The 14,485-nt window shown below is 70.0% G+C and carries 14 protein-coding genes; 9 read left to right on the plus strand and 5 right to left on the minus strand.

Annotated features, from left to right (window positions below; all coding sequences use genetic code 11):
• The first annotated feature begins 132 nt into the window (after positions 1-132).
• From ACNI65_RS17790 to leuD, 3 genes are read left to right on the plus strand one after another with little or no spacing between them, the layout of a single operon-like run.
• Positions 133-1,086 carry an alpha/beta fold hydrolase gene (locus ACNI65_RS17790; RefSeq protein WP_416758360.1) on the plus strand — a complete coding sequence of 318 codons (954 nt, stop codon included), beginning with the start codon at positions 133-135 and terminating at the stop codon, positions 1,084-1,086.
• A complete protein-coding gene (leuC, locus tag ACNI65_RS17795; protein ID WP_416758361.1) occupies positions 1,083-2,543 on the plus strand; it encodes a 3-isopropylmalate dehydratase large subunit in 1,461 nt (486 codons plus the stop codon). The genes ACNI65_RS17790 and leuC overlap by 4 nt, the downstream gene beginning before the upstream one ends.
• Positions 2,540-3,178 (plus strand): 3-isopropylmalate dehydratase small subunit, encoded by a 639-nt coding sequence (gene leuD, locus ACNI65_RS17800; RefSeq protein ID WP_416758362.1) that lies wholly within the window; start codon positions 2,540-2,542, stop codon positions 3,176-3,178. Before leuC ends, leuD begins: the two co-directional genes overlap by 4 nt.
• A gap of 266 nt (positions 3,179-3,444) precedes the next feature.
• On the opposite strand, the gene ACNI65_RS17805 is transcribed toward leuD, so the two are convergent.
• The 4 genes from ACNI65_RS17805 to ACNI65_RS17820 form a co-directional block, all read right to left on the minus strand.
• A complete protein-coding gene (locus ACNI65_RS17805) occupies positions 3,445-5,730 on the minus strand; it encodes a molybdopterin cofactor-binding domain-containing protein (protein WP_416758363.1) in 2,286 nt (761 codons plus the stop codon).
• Between the two features lie 11 nt (positions 5,731-5,741).
• Entirely contained in the window at positions 5,742-6,200 is a 459-nt protein-coding gene (locus ACNI65_RS17810; protein ID WP_416758365.1) for a (2Fe-2S)-binding protein, read from the minus strand.
• Positions 6,197-7,015, minus strand: coding sequence for a hypothetical protein (locus tag ACNI65_RS17815; RefSeq protein WP_416758366.1), 819 nt, complete (start codon positions 7,013-7,015; stop codon positions 6,197-6,199). Before ACNI65_RS17815 ends, ACNI65_RS17810 begins: the two co-directional genes overlap by 4 nt.
• A 103-nt stretch (positions 7,016-7,118) precedes the next feature.
• Complete coding sequence (locus ACNI65_RS17820; protein ID WP_416758368.1) at positions 7,119-7,988, minus strand: DMT family transporter; 870 nt, start codon at positions 7,986-7,988, stop codon at positions 7,119-7,121.
• A gap of 90 nt (positions 7,989-8,078) precedes the next feature.
• Here ACNI65_RS17820 and ACNI65_RS17825 point away from each other — a divergent pair, with 90 nt between their 5' ends.
• Entirely contained in the window at positions 8,079-9,413 is a 1,335-nt protein-coding gene (locus ACNI65_RS17825; RefSeq protein WP_416758369.1) for a PLP-dependent aminotransferase family protein, read from the plus strand.
• 42 nt (positions 9,414-9,455) lie between these two features.
• Here the strand turns inward: ACNI65_RS17825 and ACNI65_RS17830 are convergent, their stop codons facing one another.
• Positions 9,456-10,376: a class I SAM-dependent methyltransferase gene (locus tag ACNI65_RS17830; RefSeq protein WP_416758370.1), complete on the minus strand. Its 921-nt coding sequence runs from the start codon at positions 10,374-10,376 to the stop codon at positions 9,456-9,458.
• Positions 10,377-10,571: 195 nt separating this feature from the next.
• Between ACNI65_RS17830 and ACNI65_RS17835 the strand changes: the two genes are divergently transcribed.
• The 5 genes from ACNI65_RS17835 (at position 10,572) to ACNI65_RS17855 (ending at position 14,480) form a co-directional block, all read left to right on the plus strand.
• Entirely contained in the window at positions 10,572-10,862 is a 291-nt protein-coding gene (locus ACNI65_RS17835; RefSeq protein WP_416758371.1) for an EF-hand domain-containing protein, read from the plus strand.
• A gap of 452 nt (positions 10,863-11,314) precedes the next feature.
• Positions 11,315-12,583, plus strand: coding sequence for an HlyD family secretion protein (locus ACNI65_RS17840; RefSeq protein ID WP_416758372.1), 1,269 nt, complete (start codon positions 11,315-11,317; stop codon positions 12,581-12,583).
• A gap of 86 nt (positions 12,584-12,669) precedes the next feature.
• Positions 12,670-12,801, plus strand: coding sequence for a hypothetical protein (locus ACNI65_RS17845; protein ID WP_416758374.1), 132 nt, complete (start codon positions 12,670-12,672; stop codon positions 12,799-12,801).
• A 225-nt stretch (positions 12,802-13,026) separates the two neighbouring features.
• Positions 13,027-13,683, plus strand: coding sequence for a hypothetical protein (locus tag ACNI65_RS17850; protein ID WP_416758376.1), 657 nt, complete (start codon positions 13,027-13,029; stop codon positions 13,681-13,683).
• 53 nt (positions 13,684-13,736) lie between these two features.
• Entirely contained in the window at positions 13,737-14,480 is a 744-nt protein-coding gene (locus ACNI65_RS17855; protein ID WP_416758377.1) for a hypothetical protein, read from the plus strand.
• Positions 14,481-14,485 lie beyond the last annotated feature (5 nt).

The raw sequence follows: 14,485 nt of genomic DNA on the forward strand, positions 1-14,485 counted from the left end.
ACCTCCGGAACGAAAGAACTGCCGAATCGGAAATTATGTTCGTGCAATTCACTTCCAGAATCCGTATCAACGAGACCCTCCCGCCGCCGACCACCCATGGTCGTTCGCCGGGATCCGCATCCAGGAGCCCGCATGTACGCCCCGTCCCCCGTCGGCGACGACGCCTCGCCCGCGCTGACCTCGCTGTTCCCCGGCTGGCACCACCTGCGCGTGCCGACCGCGGACGGCGTGAGCATCCCCATCACCACCGGCGGCACCGGCCCGGCGCTGCTGCTGCTGCATGGCCATCCGCAGACGCGCGCGATCTGGCATCGCATGGCCCCGGCGCTGACCGAGCGCTTCACCGTCGTCGCCGCGGACCTGCGCGGCTACGGCGACGCATCCAAGCCCGACCGCTCGCCGAGCGACGACCACGCGCCCTACAGCAAGCGGACGATGGCCGCGGACATGCTCACCGTGATGCGCGCGCTGGGCCACACGCGTTTCGACGTGCTGGCCCATGACCGCGGCGCGCGCGTCGCGCATCGCCTCGCGATGGACGCACCCGATGCGGTGCGACGCCTGGCCCTGCTGGACATCGCGCCGACTCTGGACATGTACGACGGCGCGAGCGACGCCTTCGCGCGCGCCTACTGGCACTGGTTCTTCCTGATCCAGCCGGCGCCGCTGCCCGAACGCCTGATCGAGGCCGACCCGACGGCCTACATCCGCGACGTCATGGGCCGGCGCAGCGCGGGCCTCGCGCCCTTCCACCCGCTCGCGCTCGCCGAGTACCAACGCTGCGCCGCCCTGCCCGGCACCGCGCGCGGGATCTGCGAGGACTACCGCGCCAGCGCAGGCATCGACCTCGTCCACGACCGCGAGGACCGCGCCGCCGATCGCCGCCTGGCGATGCCGCTGCTGGTGCTGTGGGGTGCGCAGGGCGTCGTGCATCGCTGCTTCGACCCGCTGGCGCTGTGGCGCCGCGTGGCCGACGACGTCCGCGGCGAGGCCCTGCCCTGCGGCCATTACCTGCCCGAGGAGGCGCCCGAGCTCGTGCTCGATCGCGTCCTGCCCTTCCTCACCGACAAGGATCCCCAGCCATGACCGAGCCGTCTCCCCTGGCCGCGGCGACCGGGCCGCGCACGCTGTACCGCAAGCTCGTCGACAGCCACACCGTGGCCGTGCTCGACGCGCAGAACGTGCTGCTGTTCTGCGACCTGCATCTGATGAACGAGTACACCAGCCCGCAGGCCTTCACCGGTCTGGACGAGCAGGCGCGCGGCGTGCCGATGCCGGGCCAGAACGTGGCGGTGGTGAGCCACATCATCCCGACGCATCCGGTCGCGCCGAAACTGCGCGTCATCGCCGACCCGCCGTCCGCGCTGCAGGCGACCAATCTCAAGCACAACTGCGACAAGCACGGCATCCGGCTCTTCGACACGACCGACGCGATGCAGGGCATCGAGCACGTCGTCGCGCCCGAGCACGGCATGATCCGCCCCGGCATGGTCGTCATCTGCGGCGACAGCCACACGACGACCTACGGCGCGCTGGGTGCGCTGGGTTTCGGCATCGGCACGACCGAGGTCGAGCACGTGCTCGCCACGCAGACGCTGGTCTACCGCGTCGCGCGAGACATGCGCATCCAGGTCGACGGGCGCCTGCCCGAGGGCACCACGGCCAAGGACCTGGTGCTGGCGATCATCGGCCGCATCGGCGCGCAGGGCGCGCGCGGCTATGTCGTGGAGTTCCGCGGCGAGGCGATCGACGCGCTGTCCGTCGAGGCCCGCTTCACGCTGTGCAACATGGCCGTCGAGGCCGGCGCGCGCGGCGCGCTGATCGCGCCCGACGCGACGGCCATCGACTACGTGCTCGCGCGCTGCACCGATCTGGCCGGTGATTGGCGCGAGCCCGCCCTCGCCCTCTGGCGCACGCTGCGCAGCGACGAGGGCGCGGTCTTCGAGGTCGAGCACCGCTTCGATGCTGCCGACGTCGCGCCGCAGGTCACCTGGGGCACGAGCCCCGACCAGGTCGCGCCGATCGACGCGCGCGTGCCCGATCCCGCCGCGATGGCGGACGGCCCCACGCGCGCCAGCGCCGAGCGCGCGCTGCGTTACGCGAGGATGGAGGCCGGCGCGCCGCTGGCCGGCACGCCGATCCAGCACGTGTTCATCGGCTCCTGCACCAATGGCCGCATCGAGGACCTGCGCGCCGCCGCCGCGGTGCTGCGCGGGCGCCATGTCGCGCCGGGCGTGCGGGCGATGGTGGTGCCCGGTTCGGGCGCGGTGCGCGACATGGCCGAGGCCGAGGGGCTGGACCGCGTGTTCCTCGATGCCGGCCTGGAGTGGCGTCAGCCGGGCTGCTCGATGTGCCTGGCGATGAACGACGACGTGCTCGGCGACGGCGTGCGTTGCGCCTCGACGACCAACCGCAACTTCGAAGGCCGCCAGGGCCGCGGCGCGATCACGCACCTGATGAGCCCCGCGATGGCCGCCGCCGCGGCGGTCACCGGCCAGTTGACCGATGTGCGCCGCCTGGCGCCGCAGGAGAGCGCGCGATGAATCCCGTCCGTCACCTCGAGGGCCGCAGCGCCGCGCTGCGTCTGGAGAACCTCGACACCGACCAGATCATGCCCAAGCAGTTCCTGCGCGGCATCGACAAGCGCGGCCTGCGCGACGGGCTGCTGTATGACCTGCGCTTCGACGCGTTGGGCCAGCCGCGTCCGGACTTCGTGTTGAACCGGCCCGAGTACGCCGAGGTGTCCATCCTCATCGGCGGCAACAACTTCGGCTGCGGATCGAGCCGCGAGCACGCGGTGTGGGGCCTGCAGCAGGCCGGCTTCCGCGCCGTGATCGCGCCGAGCTTCGGCGAGATCTTCTATTCGAATGCGATGGGCAACGGGCTGCTGCTGGTCACGCTGTCGGAAGCCGACGTGCGCCGGCTGATGGATGAAGCGGATGCGGGCGCCGGTCAGGCGGTGGCCGGGAACACCGTGCGCATCGACGTTGAGGCGCTGACGCTGAGCAGCGCAGGCGGCGTCGAGGCGTGCTTCGAGATGCTGCCGCGCCATCAGCGCATGCTGCTCGAGGGACTCGACGCGATCGGGCTGTCGATGACCTACCGCGACCGCATCGACGCCTTCGCCCAGGCGCACTGGGCGGCGCAGCCGTGGCTCAAGGACGTGGCGCGTCGCTGACGTTCACCTCGTCCTCGAATCGGGATAGGGCTCCGTGCCCTCCCACGAGCCCTCACCCCAACCCCTCTCCCGCTTCGCGGGAGAGGGGCTTCCAGCGCCAGTTCCACCACCGCTGCGATCAAAGCCTGAATGCCCCCTCGCCCGCGAAGCGGGAGAGGGGCTTCCAGCGCCAGTTCCACCACCGCTGCGATCAAAGCCTGAATGCCCCCTCGCCCGCGAAGCGGGAGAGGGCGGGGGGTGAGGGCTCGTCGAAGGGCACGGAGCGCTCACACCACGAACGGCAAGCTCCTCAACCGCTTCCCGGTCAAAGCCGCGACCGCGTTGGCGATGGCCGGCGCGATCGGGGGCACGCCGCATTCGCCCATGCCCGTGGGCGGATCGGCCGAGGGCACGATGTGCACCGCCACCTGCGCCGCCTCCATGTGCACCGGCACGCGGTAGTCGTGCCAGTTGCTCTGCTCCACCTCGCCATTCTTCAAGGTGATCGCCGCGCCCGGCAGCGTCATGCCCAGGCCCATCACCAGCGCGCCCTGCACCTGCGCCTCGATCGAGCGCGGATTCACCGCGAGGTTGCAATGCACGCCCGCCGTGACCCCATGCAGCACCGGCCGCTGGTCCTTGATCGACACCTCGGCCACGTAGGCGACCACCGTGTTGAAGGACTCATGCACCGCCACGCCCCAGGCGCGCCCCTTGGGCAGCTCCGTCTTGCCGTAGCCCGAGCGCTCCACCGCCAGGTTCAGCGCCGCGAGATGACGCGGATGCTTGGCCAGCAGCTGCCGCCGATACTCGACCGGATCGACCTTCCCGGCCTTGGCCAGCTCGTCGACCAGCGTCTCCATCACGAAGGCCGTGTGCGTGTGCCCGACCGAGCGCCACCACAGCACCGGCACGTTGACCTTCGGGTGATGGACCTCCAGCGCGATCGGGAATGGGTAGGCGCTCTCGGCGACGCCTTCGGTCATCGTCGTGTCCGCGCCGCCCTTGACGGTGAAGGCCTCGAACACCGTGCCCATCGTCAGCGACTGCCCCACGATCACATGCTTCCACGCGAGCACGCCACCGTGCCCGTCATGCGCGATCTCCACGCGATGCAGGTGCGTCGGGCGGTAGTAGCCGCCGCGCACGTCGTCCTCGCGCGTCCAGATCATCTTCACCGGTCCGGTCTTGCCCGCCGCGAATCGCGCCTTCGCGACCTGCGCGGCCTCCACCAGATAGTCCGAGCTCGGCACCGCGCGCCGCCCGAATCCGCCGCCCGCGGTCATCGTGTTCAAGGTGACCTGCTCGGGCTTGAGGCCCAGCGCGCCGGCCACCTGCGCCTGATCGACGGTCTGGAACTGCGAGCCCACCCACACCGTGCAGCGGTCGCCACGAAAGTCGATGGTGCAGTTCAGCGGCTCCATCGGCGTGTGGGCCAGATAGGGGAAGTGATACTCCGCGCTGATGCGGCGTGAGGCCGGCGTCGAGGCCAGTGCCGCGGTGTCGGCCTTCTGCACGGCGATGCCGGGCTGCCCCGCCAGCGCGCGGTACTGCGCGAGCTGCGCGACGCTGTCCACGCGTTCCAGCCCGCTCAGGTCCCACTCGACCTTCACCAGCTCACGCGCCTTGCGCGCCGGCCAGAACCCGTTGGCGACGATGGCCAGCCCGCTGGCGCCACCGCTCTGCGGGACACGAATCACCTCTTCCACACCGGGCACGGCCAGCGCCGCCGCCGCGTCGAAACGGGCAACCTTGCCGCCGAACACCGGCGGATGGACCATCACCACGGTGCGCAGGTCCGGCAGCTTGACATCGATGCCGAAGTCCTGACGGCCGCTGGACTTGGCGCGCGCGTCGAGCCGGTTGGTCGGCTTGCCGATCAGCGTGAAGCGCGACGGATCCTTCAGGATCACCGCCGTGGGCACCGGCTCGGCGAAGGCGGTCTGCGCCAGCGCGCCGTAGCCGATCCGCCGCCCGTCCGGCGCGATCACCTGGCCGGACTCGGTGCGCAGTTGCGCGGCCGGCACCTGCAGCTGCTTCCCCGCCGCCGCGACCAGCATCGCGCGCAGCCGCGCGCCGATCTCGCGGTACTGCATCCACGAGGCCTTCATGCTGGTGGACCCGCCCACCATCTGGATGTGGAAGAACGGATCCTTGTAGGCGTCGCCGGCCGGCGCGAGCTCGCAGCGGACCTGGCTCCAGTCCGCATCCATCTCCTCGGCCACCAGCATGGGCAGCGCGGTCTGCACGCCCTGACCGAAATCGAGCTTGCCGATGGTGACCGTGACCACGCCCTGTGCGTCGATCGCCACGAAGGCCGACGGCTGCTGGAAGGGCTTGAGCGGCTCAGGCGCGCCGGGCGCGGATCCGCCGACCGACGCATCCGCGGCACCGGCGGCCCCCGCGTAGAGCGCGAAGCCCGAGGCGAGGCTGAACTTGAGGAACACGCGGCGGCCAAGCACGCCGGAATGCGCGTCGGAACGCACGCCGTCGACAGCAGGATCGCTCAGAACCGCGTCGTCATCGAGGTGCGCGGGCAGCTCGCCGTTCAGGTACTGGAACATGGGGCGCATGGCGGGCTCCTTCAGGCGAGCGCCTCGGCGGCGTCCTTGACGGCGGCATGGATCCGCACGTAGGTGCCGCAGCGGCAGAGGTTGGCGCTCATCGCGGCGTCGATGTCGGCGTCGGTGGGCTTGGGCTTGACCTTGAGCAGCGCGACGGCGGCCATCACCTGACCGCTCTGGCAGTAGCCGCACTGCACGACGTCGTGCTTGACCCACGCATCCTGCACGGCCTGGCCGACGCGGTCGGTGGCGATGGCCTCGATGGTCGTCACCCGCTGGCCGGCGACGGACGCGATCGGCGTGACGCAGGCGCGGCGCTGCTGGCCGTCGATGTGCACGGTGCAGGCACCGCAGACGGCGATGCCGCAGCCGAACTTGGTGCCGGTCATGCCGAGCGTGTCCCGCAGCACCCACAGCACCGGGGTATCGCCCGGGACGTCGACTTGCTGCGGCTGGCCGTTCAGGCGAAACGAGATCATGGCTGGCTCCTGGTCGCGCCGAGGCCGGCGGGCGTGGCGTTGAGGGGGATGGCGGGCGTCGTGTCGGCGGCGAGCGCGCGCAGGTGGTCGACCACCTCGCGGGTCGAGGCCGCCTTGGTCGTTCCGATCGACTTGCGCAGCGGCTCGGTGCGGTCGCACGGCGCGCCGTTGCGGATCCACGCGCGGACCTGCTCGTCGAAGGCGGCCTTGTCCAGCGGCGGCAGCGCGCGGCCCGGACCCGGCTGCCAGCCCCAGGCGACCAGGTGATCGGTCACCAGGTGCTGCTCGATCATCGCCAGCGAGCGATGGCCGTTGGTGCCGGGCTCGCGGAACACCTTGCACAGTGCCGCGCCCTTCAGGCCGAGCCAGGACATCTTCATCGACTCGGGCGGCATGTGCCAGCCGGGCTTGCCGTCGGTCTCCAGGCCCGGCGGCGCATGCGGCAGCGGGCTGTTCTGCGTCGAGTGGCAGGTCGCGCACTGCAGCGGCGCGACGCCCTTTCCGTCCGCGCCGCGCTGCACCGGCGGGTAATGGACGCGGCTGAAGTCGCCTTGCAGCGGCGCATTCGGCACATGGCAGTTCAGACATCGCGGATGCAGCAGCACGCGCTCCAGTTGCGCGAACGCGTCCAGACCGGCCTGCCGGTTGGGCGTGGCCGAGATCGGCGTGGGTTGGAAGCCGCCCGCGCCCGGCGAGTCGGCCGCTTGCGCCAGGGGCGTGGCCAAGGCGGCGAGGCCCAGCACCGCGGTGCAGGCCCACGCGCAAGGCGATGGCATCGAGAAGGCCCCCGAGGAGCCTATGAACGGAGCACCCATGTCGACCTCCTGATGGCTGCGTCGGGTTGCCCAGGAGTCTAGGAAGGGGGCTGGCGACGCGGCTTGCCTGATACGACGGGAGACTTGCCCGATCCGCCAGCGCTCAGCGAGGCCGCGAGAAACGCCGGGCCCCGGCGACGCATCCGATGACGGCGACGGTGACCGCGAGCATCGCCGGACTCACCGATTCGCGCAACAGGCCCGCCGCCAGCGCCAAGCCGAACAGCGGCTGCAGTAGCTGCAGCTGGCCGACCGCGGCGATGCCGCCCTGCGCCAGCCCGCGGTACCAGAACACGAAGCCGATCAGCATGCTGAACAGCGACACGTACGCGAGGCCCAGCCACGCGGGCAGCCCGACGCCGTCGAAGCCCGCCGGCCAGCGCGCGGCCATCAGCGCCAGCATCACCGGCAGCGACACGACGAGCGCCCAGCAGATCACCTGCCAGCCGCCGAGCGCGCGCGACAGCCGTGCGCCTTCCGCGTAACCGAGCCCGCACACGACGATGGCCGCGAGCATCAGCAAGTCGCCGACGGGCGACGCGCGCAGCCCCTGCGCGGCGGCGAAGCCGATGACGAACAGGCTGCCCAACACCGAGAACAGCCAGAACGCGGCCCGGGGGCGCTCGCCGCCGCGCAGCACGCCGAAGGCGGCGGTGGACAGCGGCAGCAGCGCGATGAAGACGGTGGAATGCGCCGAGGTCACGTGGCGCAGCGCCATCGCCGTCAACAGCGGGAAACCGACGACGACGCCGGCCGCGACGATGAGCAGCCGCCGGGCCTGCTCGCGGGTCGGACGCGGCGCTCGCAGCAGCGCGAGCACGGCGAGCGCGATCAGCCCCGCAATCGCGGCGCGCGCGGCGGTGAGGAAGACCGGATCGAAGTCCGCGACCGCGACGCGGGTGGCGGGCAGCGAGCCGCTGAAGATCAGCACGCCGATGAAGCCGTTGAGCCAGGCGCGCGACGCGGTGTCCATGGACGTGATCCCGTGAAAGTGATGGAGCGGCCAGCCTATCGCGCAGTATCAATACAATCAAAGAATTGTCATGGATACAGGCAGTGGCGCATGGCGGAACCTCGATACAAGGCCGTGGTGGACCGGTTGGCCGCGGAGATCCGTTCAGGCGCGCTGCCCGCGGGCACGCGTCTGCCGACGCATCGCGTGCTCGCCGAGCGTGAGGGATTCGCGCTGGTGACGGCGACCCGTGTCTACGCGGAGCTGCGCGACATGGGCCTGGTCAGCGGCGAGACCGGCCGAGGGACCTTCGTCAAGGAGGTGGCGCTGGCCGAGGGTCAAGGCGTCGGGCTGGACGCCGTGGCGGCCGACATGGTCGACCTCAGCTTCAACTACCCGTCCCTGCCCGGTCAGGCCGAGCTGCTGCGCGGGGCCTTGCGCCAGCTCGCCGGCGCGGGCGATCTCGAGGCCTTGCTGCGTTATCAGCCGCATGGCGGGCGGATGTCCGACCGGGTGGCGGTCGCGCGGCATCTGCAGCGCCGCGGCCTGTCGGTCGAGGGTGAGCGGGTGCTGATCGTCGACGGCGCGCAGCACGGGCTCGCCGTGACGCTGATGGCGCTGCTCGCGCCGGGGGACGTGGTCGCGGTCGATGCGCTGACCTATCCCGGGTTCCGGCTGCTGGCACAGATGCACCGGCTCGAGCTGGTGGCGATCCCTGCCGCCGGAGCCGGTCCCGACCTGGACGCGCTGTCCACGCTGTGCCGGCGACGCCGCGTCAAGGCGATCTACACGATGCCCACGCTCAACAACCCGCTGGGCTGGGTGATGGCCGCGTCCCGCCGGCGGGAACTGGTCGCGCTGGCGCGCCGCCATGGTCTGCTGATCGTGGAGGACGGCGCCTACGCCTACCTCGCCGAGGACGCCCCGCCGCCGCTCGCGGCGCTGGCACCGGAGCGCACGGTCTATGTCTCGGGCTTCTCCAAGAGCGTGGCCGCGGGCCTGCGGGTGGGCTTCGCCGTGGCGCCGGCGGATCAGGTGCCGGCGCTGGAGCAGGCGATCCGCGCCACGACCTGGAACACGCCCGGCGTGATGACCGCGATCACCAGCGCCTGGCTGGAGGACGGGACGGTCGATCGGCTCGAGGCGCACAAGCGCGAGGACGCCCGGCAGCGCCAGCGCCTGGTGGCCGAGCACTTGGGCACGACGCGTCGCATCGGGCATCCGTCGTCCTACTTCGTGTGGCTGCCGCTGGGGGAGGACGTGCGCGCGGACCAGGTGGCGATGGCGCTGCAGCGCGAGCGGGTGTCGGTATCGACGGCGGAGCCCTTCGCCACGACCCGGCATGTGCCGCATGCGATCCGATTGGCGCTCGGGTCGGTGGAGATCGGACGGCTGCGCGCGGCGCTGGACAGCGTCAAGGCGGCGATCGACGCGCGGACCTTCTGAGCGCGTGTTCCGTCGCGCTCAGCCGGTCAGCCGGTTAGCCGGTCAACCCGTCCGGCGGTAGACCAGCACCTTCAGCGCGCGCTCGTCCGACACATCGGCGAAGGCGTCGGGGTTGGCCACGCGTTCGACGAATTCAAGCTCTGGCGCTTCGGTGGCGAGCGTGTCGCGGAGGAAGGCGGTGTCGAGCTTCGGCGTGTTCAGGCAGACGAGCGCGTGGCCGCCGGGGGCGAGCAGCTCGGGCAGTTTGCGGGCCAGGCGCGCGTAGTCCTTGGTCGCGACGAAGCTGCCCTTCTGGTAGCTCGGCGGGTCCAGCACGACGAGGTCATACGGCGCGCCGCGTCGGATCTTTCCCCAGGAATTGAAGATGTCGTGGGCGTGGAAGGCCGCGCGGTCCTGCACGCCGTTGAGCTGGTGGTTGCGCCGGCCGGCCGCGAGCGGACCGCGCGCCATGTCGTAGTTCTCCGCGTGAGCCGCTCCGGCGTGGGTCGCCACGACGGAGAAGGCGCAGGTGTAGGCGAAGAGATTGAGCACGCGGCCGCCCGGATTCGCCTGCGCCCAGCGGCGGACCCAGCGGCGGCCCTCGGCCATGTCGAGGAAGAAGCCGTGGTTCTGACCATGCGCGAGCTGCACCTGGAAGCGCAGGCCGTCCTCGTGGACGACGTGGTCCTCGGGGATGGCGCCGGCCATCAGGCGGTTGGTCGGCCGGTTCTCGTCGCGGTGCTGGAACATCCAGTTCAGCGGCTCGCCCGGGGCGATCTCGGCCCAGCGCGCGGCGAGCGCATCGCCGATGCGGGCGAGTTCCTCGTCGGTGACCGGGGCGAAGCTGGTCAGCAGCCAGACCGGCGGATAGACGTCGAGCGCCCATTGCTCGCAACCGGGGAAACGGCCGCCGCGACCGTGGAAGACGCGGCAGGCGTCGGTGGGGCGGGACAGCGTGGCGATGACGTCGAGGAGCGCTTGCATGGGGGATCCGGTGAGGGGCGACAGTGTAGAGAGCTCCGTCGCCCCCTTCCCGCCCCGCACGTTCGCCAATCGGTCATGTCGCCGGATCCGCCTTTCTGCGACACGTCATCGGCTTGACGAAGCTTTACCGCCGCCGCATGAAGCGCAGCACATGGGGGAGCGATCCTTCGGGCTCCACTTCAGCGGAGTAGCCCCATGAAAGCAGTCCTGACCGCGACGGCCGGTGCCGTGATCGCGACCTTGGCCCTCATCGCCCTGCCCGTCCAGGCCCAGACCCAGGGCGGCAAGGCAGCGCAGAAGCTCGAGGAACGGTTCAACGCCGCCGACAAGGACCACGACGGCAAGCTCACCAAGGCCGAAGCCCAGGCCGGCATGCCCCGCCTGGCCAAGCACTTCGACGAGATCGACACCCAGAAGGCCGGCTCGCTGACGCTGGATCAGGTCAAGCAGTACGCGGCGCAGCAGATGAAGGACCGCAAGCAGTAACGCATGCGCCGCGCGGCTCGCGACGAGCCCGCGTTCCTCTCCCCGCTTCACCTCTGCGGCGCCCCGCCTTTACCGGCGTGGGCGCCGCGCCACATCGGCGACCCCACTTCTCGCCATGCCCGACGGCGGCACTGGCCCATGTTGATTAATGAGCCTGTGGGGTTTGTTGAATCCATGCGCCGGCTCGCGCCGTCTCGCCAGCTTTCACCTGCGCAGGACTGACTTCTCGAAGTCGGTCGACTGACCCGACCTCAGCAATCCCGTTCGCGGATTGCCAGCACCAGCACGCTTCGCCGTGCGGCGCAATCCTCAAGAGGTGCTCCCACTCCGCTTGCCGATCGACACGTCGAACCGGCAAAAGAATCTGCGCTCTGGCCGCTGCGGCGGCGTCGACAGGCAGGGTGCGGAAGATGTTTCGAGCGGCGGTCACAGCGTCTCAACAAGCCTCGTGGATGGGCGCCATCCGCGTGGCGCAGCGGCCGGCGTTCGCCGTCGTCGCGGCGATCGCGGTGGCGCTCGCGATCGCGTTGATCGCGTTCGCGCTGATCGGGCAGGTCACGCGCAAGGCTCGAGTTCCGGGCCTGCTCATGCCGCCCGGCGGGCTGCTGCAGGTCACGTCGCCGTTGCAGGGACATGCGCATGAGCTGCTCGTCGGCGAGGGCGAGGAAGTCCGGCGCGGGCAGCCCTTGATACGCGTGCGCAGCGAGCGCATCGTCGACGGCGGCGACATGACGGCGCTCACGCTGCGCGCGATCGAGGCGCGCGGGCGCAGCCTGGCGCAGGAACAGCGGCTGCAGCGGCGACAGGCCGAGGAACGTCGGGAGACGATCACCGCGCGGCTGCACAGCCTGCGCGCCGAGGCGGAGCAGGCGGGCGAGGAACTGGCGCTGATGCGCGAACGGGTGGGACTCGCGCGGCGCAGCAGGGAGCGTTACGCGTCGCTGGCGGAGAACGGCTTCGTGTCGGAGACACAGCGCCAGCAGAAGGACGAGGAGCTGCTGGACCTGCGGGCGCGCGAGCGCAACGGGCAGCGCGCGCTGGAGGCGATCTCGCGGGAGGCGCGATCGTTGGAGGCGGAGCTCGGCGCGATTCCGACTTCGCTGGCGACGGCGCTCGCGCAGCTCGATCGCGGGGTGGCGCAGCTGGCGCAGGAACGCTCGGAGATTGAAGCCCGGGCCGGTGTGGCCGTCACCGCGCCGCGCGCTGGCCGCGTGAGCGCGATGCCCTTGCACGCCGGACAGGCGGTGCAAGCGGGACAGACGCTGGTGACGCTGGTGCCGCACGACGAGACGCCTCGCGATGCGCGCGATCCACGCAATCCACGCGATCCGCGGTCGGCGCCGCGGCTGGTCGCGCAGCTGTACGCGCCGAGCCGGACGGTGGGATTCGTGCAGCCGGGACAGGCGGTGTGGCTGCGGTATGCGGCGTATCCGTATCAGAAGTTCGGCATGGCCAAGGGCGAGGTCGAGCACGTGAGCCCCACGCCGATTGCGCCGCAGGACTTACCGGCAGGTCAGGCGCAGGCGCTGGTGAGCGCGGCGCAGGCCAACGAGCCGCTGTACCGCATCGACGTGCGACTGGACCGGCTGTCCATCGACGCCTACGGCCGCGAGGTCCCGCTGCGCGCGGGCATGGCGCTCGACGCCGACGTGAGCCTGGAGCACAGGCGCATCTGGGAATGGCTGCTGGAGCCGCTGCTGGCGACCGCCAGGCGGATCTAGCGCGACAGGCTTTCCTGCGTCGAGCGATCGGCACGGGGAAAACGGCGGCCGACCGGTTTCGGCCAATTTGTCTCAAGGAAATGGAAATGACTGAACTTACCCAAGACGAGATCGATCAGGTGCATGGCGGGATCGGCCCATTCGGGATCTATCTCGCGTTCGTTGCCCTCTGCTACTGGTGGCAAGGCGAAGGCGGCGAGGCGTCGGGCATCTGGTGACACCAGCTCCTCACCGAGGGCTTGATGCCTGAGGAGTGATGCCGGACGGCGGCCGACGTCCGGCATCTCCAGAAATACCAGCCCATTCCAGGATGGGCTCTTCCCTTCCCGACTATGAAACGCTCGCTTCTAACGGCACTCGCTGCCGTGGTTTCTGCTGCGATGAATCACGCGGCAGTCGCAGATGAACTCTTAGAGACCTCCCCAACGCCAATTACGACCACGATGCTGCCGCGCGTCGAGCTCCATGCCCCCTCGACCGGCAACGGAGAGGAACACTGGTCTTTCCCGTACGGGCGCACGCGCAGCGTGACAGAGCAGTTCCGCGACTTTCCGCGGCCTCATGAACTCGTTCGTTTCAGCTTCTTCCTGGAGGCGACGGACAAGTCTTCTTTTACCTACGAGGGCCTGCGCTTCTCGCTCGAGGACGACGAGCAGGCGTTGCCACTGCCGCATCACCTCGGATGGGGAGACCTGCCCACAGACCCGCCACTGGACGTATCCCGCGCGCGCTTCCACATCAACCGGCCGATGGGAAGCGTGGTGCTCCGTCGGCGGGTGAGCGTGGCGCTGAGGGCTGATGGCACCTACGTTCGCGCCTACTTGGAGAAAGGGTGTGAACAGGCCTTCGACGTCCTCCGGCATCACTCCTTCGTCCATCAAACAGCCTACCTGGGAAAACGCTGCGACGGCATCGCTGTCGTGCCACTGGTGCCGGATGTGACCGTGACCTTCGTCGACAGCGCAGGCCAGGAGACGCGGTTCAAGGTCGACAAGACCGGCGATCGAGCGCGACGCGAAATCCGTTGGAGCTCCGATGTGCAGGCCATTCGCATCGATCCACCGGCCAGTCCGCACATCCTCGGAATCCTTGTCCGATGACCTCCACGTCCATGCCCAGCTGCCGCCGTCATTCCTCACATTGCATCGTCACCATGAAACGCTCGCTCTTCATCATCATCCTCGCCATCGCCTGCGCGGCCACGCCCGCGATCGCTGCCGAAGACATGACCGACTTCGGACCTGCGACGCCTTTGCCCCAAGTGGATGTTCAGCAGAACGCCGATGCGGACCACTGGTCATTCCCCTATGGGCGGACGCGCGAGGTCACGGACCACATCCGCAAGTTCCAACGACCCACCAACCTCATCCGGTTCGGCTTCTACCTGGAACCCAGGGAGCGCACGTCGTTTTCCTACGAAGGCCTGCGCTTCTCGCTCGAAGACGACGAGCACATCGTGCCGCTGCCCCACCACCTGGGCATCGGCGATCTGCCGATGAATCCCGCGCTCGACGAAGCCCGCGCACGCTTTCACATCAATCGACCCGAGGGCAGCGTCATCCTCCGTCGGAGGATCTCGATCGCCTTGAAGCCGGACGGCCTGTACACGCGCGACTATCTGCACGCCGCCTGCGGACAGGCTGTCGACCTCCTTCGCAGCGCCACGTTCGTCCACAAGGCGATGCTTGCCTGGAAGCAATGCGCCGGCGCCTCCGTCGTCCCGCTGCAGCCCGGTTCCACCATCACGATGACCGACAGCCAAGGCCGCGAGACCCGCTTCACCAACGACACAGCCGGCCGTGCCGCGCGACGTGAAGTCCGTTGGGATTCGGACATCCAGACCGTCCGCGTCGAACCCGCGTCCAGCGCCTACATCCTCGGCATTCTTCTGCGTTAACCCCG

This window comes from Roseateles sp. So40a (assembly GCF_048081605.1).
In the GTDB taxonomy this organism is placed as follows: Bacteria; Pseudomonadota; Gammaproteobacteria; order Burkholderiales; family Burkholderiaceae_C; genus Roseateles.